This window comes from Streptomyces sp. NPDC037100 (genome assembly GCF_055606225.1).
Map to the genome: position 1 here is coordinate 690637 of NZ_JBVJSX010000001.1, position 20171 is coordinate 710807.

The window sequence follows — 20171 nt, forward strand, 5'->3', positions numbered from 1 at the left end:
ATATCCAACGCCGACCGGGCACGCGCGCCCGGGGTGCCGTAAGAGGCCGGCGCCTCATGAGCCGCCCTCCCTGAGCACCTGCATCAGCGCGTGCAGCCGGGGCGAGGCCGCGAGGTCCTCCAGCGTCACGGGCCGCCCCCGCGCGTCCGCGATCGGCAGGCGCCAGTTCGGGTACTGGTCCCATGTTCCCGGGAGATTCTGCGGGCGGCGGTCACCCACGCCGTCGGGGAGCCAGACGCCGACCATGCGGGCCGGGGTGCGCAGCAGAAAGCGGTGGACGGCCTGGATCTGCGCCTCCTCCGAGGAGGCGTCGCTTGCGCCGCCCGTGCCCTGCAGCAGGCCGAGCCGGGACAGCAGGGACAGCCACTCCCCCGCGTCGGCGGCGGCCTCGGCGCGTTCCTCCTCCACAGGGCGGGTCAGCAGACCCAGGCTGTCGCGGAGCTCGACGTGCTCGCCGGTGAGGCGGGCGGCCGTGGAGGGCAGGTCGTGGGTGGTGGCGGTGGCCAGGCAGTCGGCGCGCCAGCCGTCGGGAGGCAGGGGATGGCCGTCGCCCTCCCAGTCACGCTCGAACCACAGCACGGACGTGCCGAGCACGCCGCGCTCGCGCAGCGCCTCGCGGACGCCGGGCTCGACGGTGCCGAGGTCCTCCCCGATCACCAGCGCCCCGGCCCGGGAGGCCTCCAGGACCAGGACGGCGAGCATGGCCTCGGCGTCGTAGCGGACGTAGGTGCCCTCGGTCGGCGGGTGGCCCTGGGGGACCCACCAGAGGCGGAACAGGCCCATGACGTGGTCGATGCGCAGTGCTCCCGCGTAGCGGAACAGGGCGCGCAGCAGCTCGCGGAAGGGGGCGTAGCCGGAGGCGGCCAGCCGGTCGGGCCGCCAGGGCGGCAGGCCCCAGTCCTGGCCGCGGGCGTTGAAGGCGTCCGGCGGGGCGCCCACCGACATGCCGGCGGCGAAGTACTCCTGCTGCGCCCAGGCGTCGGCACCGCCGGGGTGCACGCCGACCGCGAGGTCGTGCACGATCCCGACCGGCATCCCGGCCTCACGCCCGGCGCGCTGGGCGGCGGTCAGCTGGGTGTCGGTGAGCCAGGCGAGCCGGGACCAGAAGTCGACCCGGTCCATGAGGCCGTTGCGGGCCTGGGCGGTCTCGGCCGAACGCGGGTCGCGCAGGCCCGTCGGCCAGCGGTGCCAGTCGGAGCCGTGCACCTCGGCGAGCGCGCACCAGGTGGCATGGTCCTCCAGGGCCTGGCCCTGCCCGGCGAGGAAGTCGCAGTAGGCGGCGCGCCGGCCGGGTCCGAGGGGGACCTCGGCGAGCAGCTCCAGCGCCTCCCGCTTGAGCTCCCACACGGCGTCCCGGTCGATCAACGCGCCCTGCTGCAGCACCGCTTCGCGCAGCCGGCCGGATCTCTCCAGCAGGGTGCGCAGGCGTTCGGGGTCCTGGACGTAGGCGGCCTCGGGGACGTCCTCGACGCGCAGGTGCACGGGGTCGGGGAAGCGGCGCGAGGAGGGGCGGTAGGGGGAGGGATCGGTGGGGGCTCCGGGTACGGCCGCGTGCAGCGGGTTGACCTGGATGAATCCGGCGCCGAGCGACCGCCCGGCCCAGCCGGCCAGTTCGGCGAGGTCACCGAGGTCGCCCATGCCCCAGGAGCGGCGGGACAGCAGGGAGTAGAGCTGGACGAGAAGTCCGTAGGAGCGCCCGGGCGGGGCGGGCAGGCGGGGCGGGGCGACGATCAGGTGGGCGGTGGCGGTGCGGCCGTCGGGGGTGGCGGCGGTCAGCCGGTGGACGCCGGGTGGGAGGCCGTCCGCCGCGGTGCGGCTCTCGCCCTGCTCGGTGTCGATGTGCAGGCGGGTCCCCTCGGGGAGCGCCGCCAGGGCGGCCGGGGGGCTGCCGCCCCAGCCGACCACCGTCGGCGGCAGCAGCCGTTCGCCCAGTTCCCCCTCGCGGGCCGCGAGCGCGGCGCGGACGGCGCCGGGCGTGCTCGCGTCCACGCCGAGGGCGGCCAGGGTCAGGGTGACCGCGGTGGCCGAGGCCGCGACCGAGCGGTCCGGGGAGGGACTGTACGAAGTGGCGACGCCGTGCAGGACGGCGAGGCGGGACAGGTCCTCGGAGGGCTGGTCGGCCGGCCTGGGTGCGGTCATCTACATCCTCGTGAAGTCCGGGACGAAGGCCGGGGGCTCGCTGGTCAGCGGGGCGGCTTCGGCGAGCGGCGGCTCACTGGTGAGGGGCTCGGCGTCGGGCAGCGGGGGCTCGCTGGTCAGCGGCAGTTCGGTGTGGGTGCTCTCGGAGCTGAAAACGCAGTAGCGCGGGTCGTCGTGGTGGGTGTCGTCGAGGTCGGCGGACGGGTCCGCCACGGGTTTGGACGGGGCCGGGAGCGGAAGGAAAGTCATCGCAGCCACGGGGGCCTCCTTGTCGGGTGAGACTTCAACTGGTCATCGCAGCCCTACCCAGTCGACGCGAAGGCAGACACCCTGGACCCGACATCGTGCTTCTGCTCACATTCCACTCCCCTCCACACAGTCAAGATTCCGGCATTTCGGTCACAATGGCCACTCTCGTTGACACCCTCGCCGGACGGGTGGTGGGCTCGTTCCGCCGGTCGAACGCATCTGGAGGGGCCTGTGGGACTGCGGCGTGGGAAGCGGACCGTGGCCCTCGCGGTCGCCGTCGTCGCCGGGAGCCTCGTCGCCCCGCCCGCCGCCATGGCGGCTCCGTCTCCGCCGGGCCCGGCCGCGACGCCCGCCCCCGACACCGCCGGACCGGACCTCTCCGTGTGGCCGCGCCCTCAGTCCCTGCGTGCGAACGGCGCCCCGGTCGCGGTGCCGGACGAGGTCGCTCTGGTCACCGACGCGCAGGCGGACCCCCACGCGGTCGCAACCCTGCGCGAACTGCTGCAGCAGGCCGGGGCCCGCCGGATCACGGACACGGCACGGCCGGGCGCACTGGTCGTGCACGCGCGCACGGAGCCCGTCCGCCGGAGCGACCGCCACGCCCTCCCCTCCGGGGGTTACGAGCTGTCCGTGGGCCGGGGCGGCATCTCCCTCACCGGCACCGGCGAGGACGGTCTCTTCCACGCCGCGCAGACGCTGCGGCAGCTCCTGCGCCCCTGGGGGTCCCCCCTGTTCGAGCGCAGCCGAGAACTTGGGGGACGCACGATCGCGTCGGCCGTCGTCCGCGACTGGCCCGGCACCGCCGTACGCGGCGTCACCGAGGGCTTCTACGGCACCGCCTGGACGCACGGGCAGCGGCTGGCGCAGCTCGACTTCATGGGGCGCACCAAGCAGAACCGCTATCTGTACGCCCCCGGGGAGGACCTGTACCGGCAGGCCCGCTGGCGTGAGCCCTACCCGGCGCAGCAGCGGGCCCGGTTCCGGGAGCTGGCCGAGCGGGCGCGCCGCAACCACGTCTCGCTCGGCTGGGCGGTGGCCCCGGGCCAGGCGATGTGCTTCGCCTCGGACGCCGACGTGCGGGCGCTGACGCGCAAGCTGGACGCGATGTGGGCGCTGGGTTTCCGGGCGTTCCAGCTCCAGTTCCAGGACGTCAGCTACAGCGAGTGGCACTGCGGGGAGGACGCCGACCGGTTCGGCTCGGGCCCCGAGGCGGCGGCGCGGGCTCAGGCCCGGGTGGCGAACGCGGTGGCCCGGCACCTGGCGCAGCGGCACCCCGGAGCAGCGGGTCTGTCCCTGATGCCGACCGAGTACTACGAGGACGGCACGACCGACTACCGGCGCGCACTGGCGAGCGAGCTGGCCGCGCGCGTGGAGGTGGCGTGGACGGGCGTCGGGGTGGTGCCCCGCACCATCACCGGCGGCGAACTGGCCGACGCGCGCAAGGCGTTCGGGCATCCGCTGGTCACCATGGACAACTACCCGGTCAACGACTACGACCCCGGCCGTCTCTTCCTCGGCCCGTACCAGGGCCGTGAGCCGGCCGTCGCGGCCGGTTCGGCCGCCCTGCTCGCCAACGCGATGCAGCAGCCGGAGGCGTCCCGCATCCCGCTGTTCACCGCCGCCGACTACGCCTGGAACCCGCGCGCCTACCGGCCCGGCGAGTCCTGGCGCGCCGCGATCGCCGACCTCGCGGGCGGGGACCCGGGCCGCGAGCGGGCCCTGGCCGCGCTCGCCGGCAACGACGCCTCGTCGGTCCTGGACGACGGGGAGTCGGCGTATCTGCGCCCGCTGACCGAGGCGTACTGGGCGTCCCGCACGGCGGGCGGGTCCGGAACCGGCCGCGAGGCCACGCGGCGGCTGCGCGAGGCGTTCACCGTGCTGCGCGAGCTGCCCCGGCGGCTGTCGGGAACCGGCCTCGGCTCCGAGGTCGCCCCGTGGGCGCGGCAGCTGGCTTCGTACGGCGAGGCGGGCACGGCCGCGCTCGGCATGCTGGACGCGCAGCGCGCCGGGGACGCGGCGGCGGCCTGGAGCGCGTACCGCAGGCTGGGCGCGCTGCGGGCCGGGCTGGAGTCGGCGCCGGTCGAGGTCGGCACGGCCGTGCTGGACCCCTTCCTGCGACGGGCGCAGAAGTCGTACGCGGCCTGGTCGGGCATCCACCACGAGCCGCCCCGGAATCCCGGCGACGGCCGTACCCTGCGCTTTCCGCAGGCGCGGGCGCTGACCGCCGTGACGGCCCTGACGGAGCCGGGCACGGAGGGAGTCGTCGAGGTGCACGTGCCGGGGCAGGGCTGGCGTGAGGCGGGCCGGCTGGACGGCTCCGGGGCGACCGAAGTGCGGCCGGCGGCCCGCGCCGACGCCCTGCGGGTCACCGGCCCCGCACCTTCCCGCGTCCACCACCTCATCCCCTGGTTCGGCGAATCCCCCGCCACCTCGCTCGCTCTGCCCCGCGACCGGGCGGACGTCGAGACCGGCCGGACCGAGCGGCTGACCGCACGGCTCGGGTCGCTGCGCCCCGCCGACGCCCGGGGCAGGCTCACCGCCGAGGCGCCCGAGGGCGTCCGGGTCCGGGTGCCGAAGGGCGAGCTGACCGTGCGGCGCGGCACGACGGTGGAGGTTCCGGTCGAGGTGACCGTGGAGGGCGGCGCCCCCCTGCGGTCGTACGAGGTCCGGCTGGGGTTCGCGGGAGCGGACCGCACGCTCACCGTCCGTGCCGTCCCGCCCACCGGCGGCCCCGACCTGGCCCGCTCCGGCACCGCCCGTTCCTCGGGCGACGAGACGCCCGACTTCCCCGCGTCGGCGGCGAACGACGGTGACCCGCAGACCCGCTGGTCGTCACCGGTGGACGACGGCGCCTGGTGGCAGGTCGAGCTGGCCCGCCCGGCGCGGCTCGGCCGGGTCGCGCTGCACTGGCAGGACGCCCACCCCTCGTCCTACCGCGTCCAGGTCTCCCCGGACGGCCGCCGCTGGCGCACCGCCGCCACGGTGCGGGACGGCCGGGGCGGCCGGGAGAGCGTCCCGATGGACGAGCGGGACGTGCGCTTCGTGCGTGTGCAGGGCGACAAGCGGGCGACTCGGTACGGGTATTCGCTGTGGTCGGCGGAGGCGTACGCCGTCTCGGAGTGAGCCTTCCGGAGTTCGGTGGAGGATTTCTCCGGCGCGCACTATTCACTCAGTACATGTACTCAGTACATAATGATCGGCATGAGCACCCGCCACATCCTGCTGGGCCTGCTCGCGACGGGTCCGAGCCATGGCTACGACCTCAAGCGACGCCATGACGAACGCTTCCCGCAGGCCCGCCCGCTGGCCTACGGGCAGGTCTACACGACCCTCCAGCGCCTCGTGCGGGACGGCCTCGCCGAGGTCGACGGCACCGACTCGGACGGCGGCCCGGAGCGCACGGCGTACCGGGCGACCGACGAGGGGACCCGCGAACTGGCCCGGTGGGCCGGGGAGATCGCACCGCCCGCGCCCTTCGTGGCGAACGAGATCTTCGCCAAGGTCGTGGTCGCGATCCTCTCCGGCGGTGACCCGGCCCGGTATCTGAGCGCCCAGCGCGCCGCGCACATGGAGCGAATGCGGGAGCTCACGGCGGTCAAGGCCGCCCAGGGGGCCGATCTCGCGACCGTGCTCTCGGCGGACTACGCCCTCAACCATCTCGACGCCGACCTCCGCTGGATGAGCACCACGGCGGCCCGGCTCACCACCCTGACCGCGGAGGTCGACGCAGCATGAGCAGACCCGTGCCCCTTCTCACGGCCGCCGGCCTCACCAAGGCGCACGGCCGGACCGCCGCCCTGCGCGGCGCGTCGGTCGAGCTGCACGCCGGCGAGATCCTCGCCGTGACCGGCGCGAGCGGCAGCGGAAAGTCGACGCTGCTGCACTGCCTGGCCGGCATCGTCCGGCCGGACACGGGCTCGGTGACCTACGACGGCCGGCGGCTGGAGGACCTGCCCGAGAAGCGGCTGAGCGAGCTGCGGCGCACCGAGTTCGGCGTGGTGTTCCAGTTCGGTCAGCTCATCCCCGAGCTGACGGTCCTGGACAACGCCGCCCTGCCCCTGCTGCTGGCGGGCACCGGCCGGGCCGAGGCCCGGGCCCGGGCCGGTGAGTGGCTGGAGCGGTTCGGGGTGCGGGGCCAGGAGGACCTGCGGCCGGGTGAGCTGAGCGGCGGCCAGGCGCAGCGGGCCGCGCTGGCCCGGGCCCTGGTCACCGGGCCGAGGGTGGTCTTCGCCGACGAGCCGACGGGCGCGCTGGACTCCCTGGCCGGTGAGCAGGTCATGACGGCCCTCGTCCACACGGCCCGCGAGTCGGGCACGGCCGTCCTGCTGATCACGCACGACGCCCAGGTGGCCGCGTACGCGGACCGCGAGGTCCAGCTGCGGGACGGGGCCGTGGTGGCGCTGGGGGTGACGGCATGACGTCACTGAGGGCTGATCTGCGTCTGGCCTGGGACCTCACCCGGGGTTCCGACCGCGGCGAGTGGTGGCGGGTGACCCTCACGGCGACCGGTGCGGCGCTCGCGACCGGGTTCGCACTGGCCGCCGTCGCTCTGGCGGCGCTGCGCGGCCAGTACAACGTGCCCGTGGCCGCGGGCCTGCTGAACCAGCCCGGCACGCGGTCGGGGGTGATCGCCGGCCTGATGCTCCTGCTCGTGCCGGTGCTCGGGTTCCTCGGCCAGTGCGCCCGCATCGGGGCCGTGCACCGCGACCGGCGGCTGGCCGGGCTGCGGCTGGCCGGGGCGGCACCCGGGCAGGTGCGGCGGATCGCCGCGCTGGAGACCGGCCTGGCCTGTCTGCTGGGCTCGGCGGTCGCCACCGTCTTCTCCGTGCTGCTCCTGCTGCGCCTGTGGGACCGGCCCACCGCCGTGGCCTGGGCAGGGATCGCGCTGGTCGCGGCCGGCGTACCGCTGCTCGGCGCGGCGGCGGGCGCGCTGGCCCTGCGCCGGGTGGTGGCCTCGCCCCTCGGCTGGGTGCGCAGGGTCGGGCCGCGTACGGGGCGGGGGCCGGGGCTGCTGTTCCTGGCGGGGTTGCTGCTGGTCGGGGTGGTGGCGCTGTTCGCCGTGCTCGGCACGTCCTCGACCGCCGCCGACCGGCCGCACGCCGGGCCGCCGCTGACGATGGTGGGCGTGGTCCTCGCGGTCGGCGCGGGCGCGGTGTGGCTCTCCGGGGCCATGGCCAGGGTGACCGGACGGATCCTGGCGGCCCGGGCCCGCTCGGCGGCGACCCTGATCGCGGCGGAGCGGCTGCGCGACGACCCGTGGGCGGCTGCCCGTACTCACGCGGCGGTGCTGCTGGTGACGATCGTCGGGGGCGGCTTCATGGGCGTACGAGAGGTGATCCTCGACGCGGTGCGCACCGACGAACAGCTCACCGGGAGGGCGGACTACTACCTCACCGGCCTCGACCTCACCGGCGCCGCCCTGGCGCTCGCCTTCGCGATCGTCCTGTCCGGCCTCGCCGTCGGCACCGCCGAGTCCCTGGCCACCCGCCGCCGCGGCCTGGCCGCGCAGGTCGCCGCCGGGGTGCCGCGCGCGGTGCTCGGGCGGGCCCTACTGCTGGAGACCGCGCTGCCGCTGGCGCCGGCGGTGCTGCTCGCGGGCCTGGGCGGCACGGCCATCGCCACCTGGTACGCACTGCTCGCCCATGGACCGTTCCCCTGGACGGCAGCCCTGGTGCCCGTCGCCGTCTACGCCGCCTGCCTGCTCGCCGCGGCGACCTCGCTGCCACTGCTGGGCCGCTCGGTGCGGCCGGGGGAGCTGCGGTACGCGTGAGCGCGCCCAGGACCGGTCCCTGACCGGTCGGCCCCGGGGGAACAGGGGACCCCCGGGGTCGGCTCACCGCGCATGCGGCAACACGAAGGCCCGGATCCTCGTCAGGCGGAAATGCCGTCGATCCGGGCCATGGCGTCCTCCGCGCCGTACGGCTGCAAGTACGGCAGCCAGCGCGGATCCCTATGGCCGGTCCCGATGATGCGCCAGGCCAGGCCGGAGGGCGGAGCGGGTTTGTGGCGCAGCCGCCAGCCGATCTCGAAGAGGTGCCGGTCGGCCTTCACGTGGTTGCAGCGACGGCAGGACGCCACCACGTTGTCCCAGACGTGCTTGCCCCCGCGGCTGCGCGGGATGACGTGGTCGACGCTGGTTGCGACGCCACCGCAGTACATGCACCGGCCCCCGTCGCGGGCGAACAGCGCCCGGCGGGTCAGAGGAACGGGCCCCCGATAGGGAACCCGGACGAATCGCTTGAGCCGGACCACGCTGGGTGCGGGGACTGTGACGGTCGCGCTGTGCAGATAGGCGCCGGACTCCTCGAGGCAGACGGCCTTGTTCTCGAGGACGAGGACGAGCGCGCGGCGGAGCGGTACGACGCCTAGCGGCTCGTACGACGCGTTGAGGACCAGGACATGCGGCACGGATGCCTCCTTGGACGCCGGCGGCGCGTGGCTCGCGCCGGGACGATTCGTAGCCAGTCTCCCCTCATGCCTGGTGGAAGCGCCACCATGTCCCCGTAACGGGCTGGGAGTGTTTTCGACCACATCCCATTCATCCCCCGAATCATGGCCTGTTCAAGCCCAGGTGAGCACGGTCTCTCCTTCACACATCCGGCAAGCGCACACACAATGCCCCGTTAGTGTGGTGGTTCTGCCCCTTCGGTGACCCAGCCGTGACCTTGACCCCCCAGAACCACCGCGCCGGGGCAGACCGCTGCACCTGGAGGTACCTGCCGTGTTCCTGTCCCTCGCGGACTCCGTCCTGTCGGCCGCCGACCCGTCACCGTCGCCGACCCCCTCGGAGACCCAGTCCCCGAGAGTGCCTTCGCTCCAGGACGCCCAGGAGAGCGCGACGAACGCCGCCGGCTGGGTCGAGCAGAACTGGTCGACGTGGCTCGCGATCGGGCTCAGGGTGCTGCTCATCGTGGTGATAGCGGCGGTGCTGCGGGTCTTCGTCCGACGGGCGATCACCAAACTGATCGACCGTATGAACCGCACCGTGCAGTCCGTGGACGGCGGCGCGCTCGGCGGGCTGCTCGTCAACGTCGAACGCCGGCGGCAGCGCTCGCAGGCCATCGGCTCGGTGCTGCGTTCGGTGGCGTCGTTCCTGATCATCGGCACCGCCGCGCTGATGATCCTGGGCACCTTCCAGATCAATCTCGCCCCGCTGCTGGCCTCGGCCGGTGTCGCCGGTGTCGCGATCGGCTTCGGCGCCCGCAACCTCGTCACGGACTTCCTGTCCGGCGTCTTCATGATCCTCGAGGACCAGTACGGCGTCGGCGACACGATCGACGCGGGCGTCGCCTCGGGCGAGGTGATCGAGGTCGGCCTGCGCGTGACCAAGCTGCGCGGCGACGGCGGCGAGATCTGGTACGTCCGCAACGGCGAGGTCAAGCGCATCGGCAATCTCTCCCAGGGCTGGGCGACGGCCAACGTCGACGTCACCGTGCACGCCGCCGAGGACCTGGACAAGGTCAAGGCCACCCTGGACGAGGTCGCCGAGAAGATGGGCGCCGAGGAGCCCTGGAACGAGCTGCTGTGGGGCCCGATCGAGGTCCTGGGCCTGGACAGCGTGCTGCTGGACTCCATGGTCGTGCGTGTCACCGCCAAGACGATGCCCGGCAAGTCCCTGACCGTGGAGCGCGAGCTGCGCTGGCGCGTCAAACGGGCCTTCGACGCGGCGGACATCCGGATCGTCGGCGGCGCCACGGCCCCGGTGGAGGAGCAGGCCGCCGACCCGACGGCGGGCATGGCCGCGCCGTCGGTGTACGCGAACGCGGCGTCGCCGCAGTCGGCGGCGGCGTCCCCGCTCACGCCGCCGGCGCCGACGAGCACCACGAAGTAGCGGCGCACACCCAGGAAGTAGCGGCGCACATCCTTACGGAGAGGGCGGTGTCCGGTTCTGCCGGACACCGCCCTCTCGTATGTCCGGATGACGGCGGGCCGTCCCCTATTGACGCCCGCGTGGCACCGGGCCTACCTTCCTCCCACCGATAGGAAACTTTCCTAACAGTGTCACGAGGGCGCGGCCTCCCGATGGACTTCCCCGCCTGATCACTGAGAAGCTGAGCAGCCGAAGGGCAGGTGTGGACACGCATGGCAGGAACCGCCGGCACGCCGGGCACCCCGCGCGTCCTGCGCGCCATGAACGACCGGGCCGCCCTGGACCTGCTGCTGGAGCACGGACCGCTGTCCCGCACCCGGATCGGCAAGCTCACCGGCCTGTCCAAGCCGACCGCCTCCCAGCTCCTGGCCCGTCTGGAGGCGGCGGGGCTCGTCCTGGCCACCGGCACCACCGAAGGCCGCCCGGGACCGAGCGCTCAGCTCTACGAGGTCAACCCCGCGGCCGGTCACGCCGCCGGACTCGACGTCACCCCGCAGCGGATCCTCGCCGCCGTCGCCGACATCACCGGCCGCACGATCGGCCGCCACGAGCTGCCCACCCCCGGCAGGCGCACCGGCACCCCGGTCGTCCAGCAGGTCACCGACGCCCTGGACGGCGCGGTGAAGGCCGCCGGTCTCGCCCGGGGCGACATCCACCGCCTCGTCATCGGCACCCCCGGCGCCTTCGACCCCACCACCGGCCGGCTGCGCTACGCCTCCCACCTCCCCGGCTGGCACTCCCCCACCCTGCTGGACGAGCTCGCCGCCGCCCTGCCGATGCCGTTCGAGTACGAGAACGACGTCAACCTGGTCGCGCTCGCCGAACAGCGGCTCGGGGCGGCCCGGGGCCACGCGGACTTCGTGCTGCTGTGGAACCAGGAGGGCCTGGGCGCCGCCCTGGTCCTCGGCGGCCGGCTGCACCGCGGCTGGACCGGTGGCGCCGGCGAGGTCGGCTTCCTGCCGGTGCCGGGCACGCCCCTGGTCCGCCAGGTCACCAAGGCCAACAGTGGCGGCTACCAGGAGCTGGCCGGTTCCCAGGCCGTCCCGCGCCTGGCCCGCGAACTCGGCATCGAGGACGTCCCGCCCGGGCCGTACGCGGAGGCCGCCGCCGAACTGGTGGCCAGGGCGGCACAGGCCGGCGACGACGCCCACCGGCACCTCCTCCGAACCTATGCGACCCGGCTGGCCACCGGTCTGGCCTCGCTGGTCTCGGTCCTCGACCCCGAGCTCGTCGTGCTGAGCGGCACGTCCCTCACCTCGGGCGGCGAGCCGCTGCGCGCCCTCGTCCAGGCCGAACTGGAAGAGCTGGCCGCATCCCGCCCGCGTCTGGTCGTGGGCGACGTCCGTGAACACCCCGTGCTGCGCGGCGCGCTGGAGAGCGCGCTCGCGACCACACGCGACGAGGTCTTCGACACCTCCCGCTGAACCGACTCGGCCTGAACCGACTCGGGCCGAGCCACTCACGCCGACCCCACCCCCCTCCCCGGTAATTCCCTTCTTCCCCCGTGTCTCAGGGAGCTCTGCCATGCCCGGAACATCCAGAAAAGCGACTTTCGCGCTCGCCGCCTCCGCCGCCCTCGCCCTCCTCGCCACGGCCTGCACCGGCCAGTCGGACGCGGGCGCGAGCGACGACGCTTCCAAGGAGACGACCCTCACCTTCTGGCACGCCTGGAGCGCGCCCTCGGAGGTGAAGGCCGTCAAGGACCTGGTCGCCGGATTCGAGAAGGCGCACCCCAACATCCACGTCGACGTCGTCGGCAACATGACGGACGACAAGATGAACCAGGCCCTGCGCACCGGCGGCGCCAAGGCCCCGGACGTGATCTCGTCGTTCACCACGAACAGCGTCGGGAAGTTCTGTTCCTCGGGCGCCCTGGTGGACCTCAACCCGTTCTTCGAGAAGTCCGGCGTCGACCCGGAGCAGACCTTCCCGAAGGCGATGAACGAGTACACCCAGTTCGACGGAAACCGTTGCGCGGTCCCGCTGTTGGGTGACGCGTACGGCCTCTACTACAACAGGACGGCGTTCAAGGAGGCCGGCATCACCGCCCCGCCGAAGACCTGGTCGGAGTTCGAGCGCGTCGCGAAGAAGCTGACGATCCCCCAGGGCGACTCGTACAAGCAGCTCGGCTTCATGCCGAACTACCACGGCTGGGAGACCACCACCGAGCACTACCTCGGCCAGTTCTCCCCCACGTACTTCGACAAGGACGGCAAGTCGAACGTCGGCAAGGACCCGGCGTTCGCCCAGGCCTTCACGGTCCAGAAGAAGCTCGTCGACACGCTCGGCGGCTACCGCAAGCTGGAGACCTACCGCTCCAAGCTCGGCGACGAGTGGGGCCCGAAGCACCCCTTCCACACCGGCCAGGTCGCCATGCAGCTCGACGGCGAGTGGCGCCTGGGCATGGCCCTGGCCACCAAGCCGAAGTTCGACATCGGCGTGGCCCCGCTGCCCGTCCCCGACGACCAGGCCGACCAGTACGGCAAGGGCTACATCACCGGCACCATCGCCGGTGTCGCGGCGACCAGCGAGAAGCAGAACGCCGCCTGGGAGCTGGTGAAGTACATCACCACGGACACGGACGCGGTGGTGAACTTCTCCAACGCCATCCACAACGTGCCCTCGACGCTGGCGGCCCTGAAGTCCCCGAAGCTGACGTACGACCCGCGTTTCAAGACGTTCCTGGACATCGCCGCGAACCCGAACTCCACGACGGCCCCCGCCTCCGTCAACGGCGGTGTCCACCTCACCACGATCCAGGAGTTCGGCTACGACTACGAGAGCGGCAAGGCGACCGATCTGAAGAAGGGCCTTCGGGAAACCGCCCGGCAGATCGACACGGACATCGCGCAGGCGAAGTAGGCCATGAGCATCTCCACGTTGCGGGCGAGACACCGCCGCTCGACCCTGCGCACCCTCGCCTTCCTCTCCCCCTGGCTGATCGGCTTCACGGTCTTCTTCGCCTATCCCCTGCTCTCCACCGTCTACTTCTCCTTCATGCACTACGACGGCTTCAAGCCGCCCGTGTGGAGTGGCACGAAGAACTGGAATTACGTCTTCGAGCACTACCCCTTCTTCTGGCCCGCCCTGCGCAACACCCTGTGGCTGGTCGTCGTCATGGTCACGCTCCGGGTCGCCTTCGGCCTGGGCGTGGGCCTGCTGATCACCAAGGTCAAGACGGCCACGGGTGTCTTCCGCACCCTCTTCTACCTGCCCTACCTGGCCCCGCCCGTCGCGGCCACGATGGCCTTCGCGTTCCTCCTCAACCCCGGTACGGGCCCGGTCAACTCGATCCTGGGGAAGGCCGGCCTGCCCACCCCGGGCTGGTTCAACGACCCCACCTGGTCGAAGCCGGCCCTGACCCTCCTGGCCCTGTGGGGCATCGGCGACCTGATGGTCATCTTCATGGCGGCCCTGCTCGACGTGCCGAAGGAGCAGTACGAGGCGGCGGAACTGGACGGCGCGAGCCCCTGGCAGCGCTTCCGCTACGTCACGCTCCCGAACATCTCGCCGATCGTCATGTTCGCGGTCGTCACGGGAGTGATCCAGACGATGCAGTACTACACCCAGCCGCTGATCGCCGGAAAGGTCGCCTCGGGCGTGATCCAGGGTGCGGGAACGCAGTTCGAGCCCGGCTACCCCGACAAGTCGACCCTCACCCTCCCCCAACTCGTCTACAACCTGGGCTTCCAGCGCTTCGACTACGGCTCGGCCTGCGTGGTCGCCCTGGTCCTCTTCGCCCTCTCCATGGCTTTCACGGCACTTCTGATGCGCCGCAGGGGCGGCCTGATCCAGGCAGGTGAACGATGACGCAGGTACTCGACAAACCCCTGGAGCTGAAGACACCCCCGTCACCGGCGGAACGCACGGCCCACCGCAGGGCCCTGCTGGAATGGATCGCGGTCCACTCCCTCGGCGTCGCGGCGGCCCTCTTCTTCACGCTCCCCTTCGTCTTCGTCGTCCTCACCTCCCTCATGAGCGACAGCCAGGCGCTCAGCCGCGACCTGATCCCGCACACCTGGGAGTGGGGCAACTACGCCAAGGTCTTCGGCACCCCCGGCTTCCTCACCTGGTGGAGGAACACCCTGATCTACGCGGGCCTGGGCACGGTCCTCACGGTCGTCTCCTCGATCCCCGTGGCCTACGCCCTGGCCAAGTTCCGCTTCAGGGGCCGCAATCTGGCCCTGATGCTGGTCATCTCGATGATGATGCTGCCGCCGCAGGTGGTCGTCATCCCGATGTACCTCTTCTGGGCGAAGCAGCTGGACCTGTCCGGCTCGCTCTGGCCGCTGATCATCCCCATGGCGTTCGGCGACGCGTTCTCCATCTTCCTGCTGCGCCAGTTCCTCACCACGATCCCCGACGAGTACCTGGACGCGGCGAGGGTCGACGGCTGCGGCGACCTGCGCACCCTCCTCAAGGTCGTTCTCCCGATGGCCAGACCGGGCATCGCCGCGGTGGCGCTCTTCCAGTTCTTCTACGCGTGGAACGACTACTTCGGCCCCCAGATCTACGCCTCGGAGAACCCGGGCGCCTGGACGCTCTCCTACGGCCTGGAGTCGTTCAAGGGCGCCCACCACACCGACTGGAACCTCACCATGGCCGCCACCGTGCTGGTCATGGCCCCCGTGATCCTCGTGTTCTTCTTCGCCCAGAAGGCGTTCGTCGAGGGTGTCACGCTCACCGGAGTAAAGGGTTAGACATGAAACTCACCGTGGTCGGCGGAGGCTCGACCTACACCCCCGAACTCGTGGACGGCTTCGCCCGCCTGAGGGACACCCTGCCCGTCGAGGAACTGGTCCTGATGGACCCCGCCCAGGACCGCCTCGACCTGGTCGGCGGCCTGGCACGGCGCATCTTCACCCGCCAGGACCACGCGGGCCGCATCACCACCACCTCCGACCTCGACGCGGCGGTGGACGGCGCGGACGCGGTCCTCCTCCAACTGCGCGTGGGCGGCCAGGCGGCCCGCGAGCAGGACGAGACCTGGCCCCTGGAATGCGGCTGCGTGGGCCAGGAGACCACCGGCGCCGGCGGCCTCGCCAAGGCCTTGCGCACGGTCCCGGTCGTCCTGGACATCGCGGACCGCGTCCGCCGCACCAACCCCCACGCCTGGATCATCGACTTCACGAACCCGGTCGGCATCGTGACCAGGGCCCTCCTCCAGGCGGGCCACAAGGCGGTGGGCCTGTGCAACGTGGCGATCGGCCTCCAGCGCAAGTTCGCGGCCCTGCTGTCCACGGAGCCCTCCGGGATCCACCTGGACCACGTGGGCCTGAACCACCTCACCTGGGAGACGGCCGTACGCCTCGGCGGCCCGGAGGGCGAGGACGTCCTGCCGGAACTGCTGGGCGAGCACGGCGACACGATCGCGGCAGACCTCCGCCTGCCCCGCCCCCTGCTGGACGCCCTGGGCGTGGTCCCGTCCTACTACCTGCGCTACTACTACGCGCACGACGAGGTGGTCGGGGAACTCCGGACGAAGCCGTCCCGCGCGGCCGAAGTGGCGGCGCTGGAACGCCGACTGCTCGCGCTGTACGCCGATCCGGCCCTGGACGAGAAGCCGGAGCTGCTCGCCGAGCGGGGCGGTGCCTTCTACTCGGAGGCGGCAGTGGACCTGGCGGCGGCCCTGCTGGGCGGCGGCGGCTCGCCGTACCAGGTGGTGAACACGTACAACCGGGGCACGCTCCCCTTCCTCCCCGACGACGCCGTGATCGAGGTCCAGGCGGCGGTGGGAGCCAAGGGCCCGTCCCCCCTGCCCGTACAGCCCGTGAACCCGCTCCACGCGGGCCTGATGGCCCACGTCACGGCCTACGAGGAGCTGGCCCTCCAGGCCGCCCTGCACGGCGGACGGGACCGCGTCTTCAGCGCCCTCCTCTCCCACCCCCTCATCGGCCAGTACGCGTACGCCGAGACGCTCACCGACCGGCTGATCGCGCACAACCGGGAGCACCTCGCGTGGGCCTGACCGCACGAGTCCTCGCCATCGACGCGGGCAACAGCAAGACGGACGTCGCGATCGTCACGGCGGACGGGGACGTCCTCGCCACGGCACGCGGAGGCGGCTTCCGTCCCCCGGCCGTGGGCGTCGACACGGCGATGGACGCCCTCGCCGAAACGGTGACGCGAGCCCTCACCACCGCCGGACTCACCTCGGTCACCCACGTCTCGGCATGCCTGGCGAACGCCGACTTCCCCGTGGAGGAGGACCAGTTGTCCGCGGCCCTGCGGGCACGCGCCTGGGGCACGACGGTGACGGTCCGCAACGACACCTTCGCGATCCTGCGGGCCGGTGTCACCGAACCCCGGGGCGTGGCGGTCGTCTGCGGCGCCGGCATCAACTGCGTGGGCATGCGCCCCGACGGCCGCACGGCCCGCTTCCCGGCACTGGGCAGGGTCTCGGGCGACTGGGGCGGCGGCTGGGGCTTGTCCGAGGAGGCCCTCTGGCACGCGTCCCGGGCGGAGGACGGCCGCGGCGCCCCCACGGCCCTGGCCCGCACGCTCCCCGCCCACTTCGGCCTGCCCTCCATGTACGCCCTCGTCGAGGCGCTCCACCTGGAGCACATCCCGACACTCCGGCGCCACGAACTGACCCCGGTCCTCTTCGCCACGGCCGCCGACGGAGACACGATCGCCCGGACGATCATCGAGCGCCAGGCCGAGGAGGTGGTCTCCATGGCCGTGGTCGCCCTGACCCGCCTGGACCTCCTGGACGAGCCGACACCGGTCCTCCTGGGCGGCGGCGTCCTGGCGGCCCGGCACGCCCAACTGAACAGCCACATCGAACACCTGCTGGCCACCCACGCCCCGAAGGCGTTGCCGCAGGTGGTCACGTCCAGCCCGGTCCTGGGCGCGGCACTGCTGGGACTGGACCGGGTGGGGACGACGGAGGGGGCGCAGAGCAGACTGCGAACGCACTACGGCGCATAGCCACGACGGCTACCCCGACGCACCCGCACCCGCGTACGGCGAGAAGGGACCGTGTCGGGGGGTGTCCGCCCGCAGCGGCCCCGCACCCGCGTACGGCGAGAAGGGGCCGTGTCGGGGGGTGTCCGCCCGCAGCGGTTGGCCCGTCAACGCCAGTCAGCCGGTATCGAGGCCCATCGCGCCGTTCCGAGGACGGACACCCCCCGGCGCGGCCCCGACCCCCCACCCGGCGATGGCCACGACGCGCACCACGGGCCGCCGCAGGCATCCCCACCACCCCACACCACCCCACGGGAACCGAACCAACCCGCCGTACGTGTTCCTGGACAAGGGGTGGTGCGAGGGGGCGCACTCCACGCTGCGATCCGATCAAGATCGGGGCAAGGCCGGTGCGGATGTCGGTCCCGGCAGCGATACTTGCGGCGACGGATGACCATGGGGGAGGTCACAGTGACGCACACGCCGAAGAGCAGCCCGCCACCACCGGGCCCGGGCCTGCCCGTCCTGCCGGCGGTCCCGGCACAGGCAGCGCCCCCCGCCCGGCCCCCCGAAAAAGCTCCCGCGCCCCCGACACCCCCGACTGGCCCCCGCCGCACCGCGTTCGCCGAGGGCCTCGACCAGCTCCGCTCCGCCGCCACCACCGAGCCCGGCCGCCTGCGCATCATCGGCGCCCTGCTGGCGCTCCTCGTCATCGCCTTCGGCGCCGTCACCGCCTGGCAGATGACCGACCGCGCGGCCGCCGCCGACGACGTCCTCACCCGCAGCCAGCCCCTCAGCTCGGACGCCGCCGACATCTACCGCTCCCTCGCGGACGCCAACACCGCGGCGTCCAGCGGCTTCCTCGCCGGCGGCCAGGAGTCGGCCGCCACCCGCGACCGCTACGAGCGGGACATCCGCACGGCCGCGGAGAAGCTCGTCAACGCCGCCGCGAACGCCGACCCGGACTCCCCGTCCACGGCGACGATCGCCGAGCTCAACCGACTCCTCCCGGAGTACAAGGGCCTGGTGGAGCGTGCCCGTACGTACAACCGGCAGGGCTTCCCCGTCGGCGGCGCCTACCTCCGCTACGCCAACGAGAAGATGCAGGAGCAGATGCTCCCGGCGGCGGAGGACCTCTACAAGAAGGAGAACCAGCGACTCAGCGCGGACTACGCGGCCGCCACGCCCTACCCCTGGGCGGCCATCGCCCTCGGCGTCGCCGCCCTGGCCGCCCTCGCCTGGGCCCAGCACCGCAACTACCAGCGGACGAACAGGGTCCTGAACCACGGCCTGGTGGCCGCCACCGCCACCGCCACCGTCGTCCTCCTCTGGCTGGTCGTCGGCCACACCGTAGCCCGCGCGGGCCTGAACGACTCCTTCGACCACGGCGTCCGTTCCCTGAACGTGCTGCACGACGCGCGCATCGCCTCCCTCAGGGCCAGGGGCAACGAGAACCTGACCCTGGTGGCCCGCGGCGCGGAGACGAAGCAGGTCGGCGAAGAGACCTACGACGCCTACGACTACGACTTCGGCACGGACATCAAGAACCTGGCCGGGTATCTGGCGGCAGCCGAGAAGCTCGCCGACGACACCTCGGGTGAGCGCCCGGTCACCGCCGCCATGGGCAACATGCAGGAGTGGAAGAAGCGCCACACCGCGGCCCGCGAGCAGGACGAGAACGGCAACTACCAGCAGGCGCTGGAACGGGTCATCGGCCCCGAGAACGCGACCGGCGAGTGCTTCGACAGCGTCGACGAGAACCTGCGCACGGCACTCGCGCACGAGGAGACGGAGTTCAGACGCGCGGCCGCCGACGGCCGTGACGCGCTGACGGGCATGCCGACGGGTGTGGCCGTACTGGCGGTGCTGGGCGCCGTCGGCGCGGTCCTCGGCATCGGCCGCAGGCTGTCGGAGTACCGATGAACGGGCCAGGGGCGAAGGGAGGAACGACCGTGCGAGACACGCTCAGGGGCTGGGGCGGAGTGACCGCGATGGCAGTCGTCTGCGCCCTGGTGGCGCTGGTGGCCCTCTGCCTGCCGCTCACCACGACCACGACGTCGGCCCAGAACGCCACCGCGACCACCCACACCGCCGTGACCCGGGCGGAAGAAGACTGCGAAGCCCCCGAGAAGCAGACCCTCTCGCCCTCCTCCGCCGACGGCGACACCATCCGGGCGATCAAGGACCGCAAGGGCGGAAAGCGCAAACTGGTCGTCGGCGTGGACCAGAACAGCTACCGGTGGGGCTACCGCAACCCCAACAGCGGCAAGACCGCGGAGCTCGAGGGCTTCGACATCGACCTGGTCCACCGCATCGCCGAGGACATCCTCGGCGACCCGGACGCCGTCCAGTTCAAGGCGATCCCCACCAACCAGCGCATCCCGGCGATCCAGGGCGGCCGCGTGGACATGGTCGTCCGCACGATGACGATCAACTGCGACCGCATCGCCGACGTGGCCTTCTCCGCGCCCTACTTCAAGACCGGCCAGCAGATCCTGGCCCCGAAGTCCTCGCCCGTCGAGGGCTACGACACGCTCGCGGGCCGCAAGGTCTGCACCGCGGCCGGCTCCACGGCCCACTCCACGCTGGAGGCGGACAAGAAGGCCGGCGAGCTGCCCGCCGACACCGACCTGTCCACCACTGTCCCGAACCAACTCGACTGTCTGGTGCGGCTCCAGCTCGGCGAGGTCGACGCCGTGGTCACCGACGGCGCGCTCGCGGCGAGCCAGGCGGCACAGGATCCGACGGTCCAGCTCAAGGGCGACGCCTTCACTGCCGAGTACTACGGCGTGGCGATGAAGAAGGACGCGGACGATCTGGTACGCCGGGTCAACCAGATCCTGGTCGACTACCGCGAGGACACCGCGAACGGCTGGCAGGCGTCGTACGACCGATGGCTGTCAGCGACTTTGGGCGAGGATGCGAAGAAGTCGGAACCACCGCCACCGCAGTACCTCCGCACGAGCTGATGACCGGCACACAGCCGGACCACGACCGAGAACGCCCC

Annotated in this window: 16 protein-coding genes; 13 read left to right on the forward strand and 3 right to left on the reverse strand. The window is 72.6% G+C overall.

Annotated features, from left to right (window positions below):
• Positions 1–54 precede the first annotated feature (54 nt).
• Positions 55–2139: a 4-alpha-glucanotransferase gene (gene malQ / locus ACZ7EG_RS03145; RefSeq protein ID WP_471071410.1), complete on the reverse strand. Its 2085-nt coding sequence runs from the start codon at positions 2137–2139 to the stop codon at positions 55–57.
• Positions 2140–2397, reverse strand: a complete 258-nt coding sequence (locus tag ACZ7EG_RS03150; protein WP_184846438.1) for a hypothetical protein — start codon at positions 2395–2397, stop codon at positions 2140–2142.
• 222 nt (positions 2398–2619) lie between these two features.
• Here ACZ7EG_RS03150 and ACZ7EG_RS03155 point away from each other — a divergent pair, with 222 nt between their 5' ends.
• The 4 genes from ACZ7EG_RS03155 to ACZ7EG_RS03170 all read left to right on the forward strand — a co-directional run bounded on the left by ACZ7EG_RS03155 (position 2620) and on the right by ACZ7EG_RS03170 (position 8158).
• The gene (locus tag ACZ7EG_RS03155) at positions 2620–5511 is read left to right on the forward strand and encodes a beta-N-acetylglucosaminidase domain-containing protein (RefSeq protein WP_471071413.1); all 2892 of its coding nucleotides are present in this window, start codon (positions 2620–2622) and stop codon (positions 5509–5511) included.
• 78 nt (positions 5512–5589) lie between these two features.
• Positions 5590–6123, forward strand: coding sequence for a PadR family transcriptional regulator (locus ACZ7EG_RS03160; RefSeq protein ID WP_471071416.1), 534 nt, complete (start codon positions 5590–5592; stop codon positions 6121–6123).
• Complete coding sequence (locus ACZ7EG_RS03165; protein ID WP_471071419.1) at positions 6120–6806, forward strand: ABC transporter ATP-binding protein; 687 nt, start codon at positions 6120–6122, stop codon at positions 6804–6806. Before ACZ7EG_RS03160 ends, ACZ7EG_RS03165 begins: the two co-directional genes overlap by 4 nt.
• Positions 6803–8158: an FtsX-like permease family protein gene (locus ACZ7EG_RS03170; protein WP_471071422.1), complete on the forward strand. Its 1356-nt coding sequence runs from the start codon at positions 6803–6805 to the stop codon at positions 8156–8158. Before ACZ7EG_RS03165 ends, ACZ7EG_RS03170 begins: the two co-directional genes overlap by 4 nt.
• Before the next feature lie 101 nt (positions 8159–8259).
• Here the strand turns inward: ACZ7EG_RS03170 and ACZ7EG_RS03175 are convergent, their stop codons facing one another.
• Positions 8260–8796 carry an HNH endonuclease gene (locus ACZ7EG_RS03175; protein WP_033314199.1) on the reverse strand — a complete coding sequence of 179 codons (537 nt, stop codon included), beginning with the start codon at positions 8794–8796 and terminating at the stop codon, positions 8260–8262.
• Positions 8797–9115: 319 nt separating this feature from the next.
• Here ACZ7EG_RS03175 and ACZ7EG_RS03180 point away from each other — a divergent pair, with 319 nt between their 5' ends.
• The 9 genes from ACZ7EG_RS03180 (at position 9116) to ACZ7EG_RS03220 (ending at position 20133) form a co-directional block, all read left to right on the forward strand.
• Complete coding sequence (locus ACZ7EG_RS03180) at positions 9116–10219, forward strand: mechanosensitive ion channel family protein (protein ID WP_471072451.1); 1104 nt, start codon at positions 9116–9118, stop codon at positions 10217–10219.
• 251 nt (positions 10220–10470) lie between these two features.
• Positions 10471–11682 carry an ROK family transcriptional regulator gene (locus ACZ7EG_RS03185; protein WP_471071425.1) on the forward strand — a complete coding sequence of 404 codons (1212 nt, stop codon included), beginning with the start codon at positions 10471–10473 and terminating at the stop codon, positions 11680–11682.
• Positions 11683–11782: 100 nt separating this feature from the next.
• Positions 11783–13120, forward strand: a complete 1338-nt coding sequence (locus ACZ7EG_RS03190) for an ABC transporter substrate-binding protein (RefSeq protein WP_471071428.1) — start codon at positions 11783–11785, stop codon at positions 13118–13120.
• 3 nt (positions 13121–13123) lie between these two features.
• The gene (locus ACZ7EG_RS03195; RefSeq protein ID WP_471071431.1) at positions 13124–14068 is read left to right on the forward strand and encodes a carbohydrate ABC transporter permease; all 945 of its coding nucleotides are present in this window, start codon (positions 13124–13126) and stop codon (positions 14066–14068) included.
• On the forward strand, positions 14065–14958 hold the full coding sequence (locus ACZ7EG_RS03200) for a carbohydrate ABC transporter permease (RefSeq protein WP_471071434.1): 894 nt from the start codon (positions 14065–14067) through the stop codon (positions 14956–14958). Before ACZ7EG_RS03195 ends, ACZ7EG_RS03200 begins: the two co-directional genes overlap by 4 nt.
• A 2-nt stretch (positions 14959–14960) precedes the next feature.
• Positions 14961–16226 carry a 6-phospho-beta-glucosidase gene (locus tag ACZ7EG_RS03205; protein WP_471071437.1) on the forward strand — a complete coding sequence of 422 codons (1266 nt, stop codon included), beginning with the start codon at positions 14961–14963 and terminating at the stop codon, positions 16224–16226.
• On the forward strand, positions 16217–17188 hold the full coding sequence (locus ACZ7EG_RS03210; protein WP_471071440.1) for an N-acetylglucosamine kinase: 972 nt from the start codon (positions 16217–16219) through the stop codon (positions 17186–17188). Before ACZ7EG_RS03205 ends, ACZ7EG_RS03210 begins: the two co-directional genes overlap by 10 nt.
• A gap of 432 nt (positions 17189–17620) precedes the next feature.
• A complete protein-coding gene (locus tag ACZ7EG_RS03215; protein WP_471071444.1) occupies positions 17621–19087 on the forward strand; it encodes a hypothetical protein in 1467 nt (488 codons plus the stop codon).
• Complete coding sequence (locus ACZ7EG_RS03220; protein ID WP_471071447.1) at positions 19084–20133, forward strand: glutamate ABC transporter substrate-binding protein; 1050 nt, start codon at positions 19084–19086, stop codon at positions 20131–20133. The genes ACZ7EG_RS03215 and ACZ7EG_RS03220 overlap by 4 nt, the downstream gene beginning before the upstream one ends.
• The last annotated feature ends 38 nt before the right edge of the window (positions 20134–20171 follow it).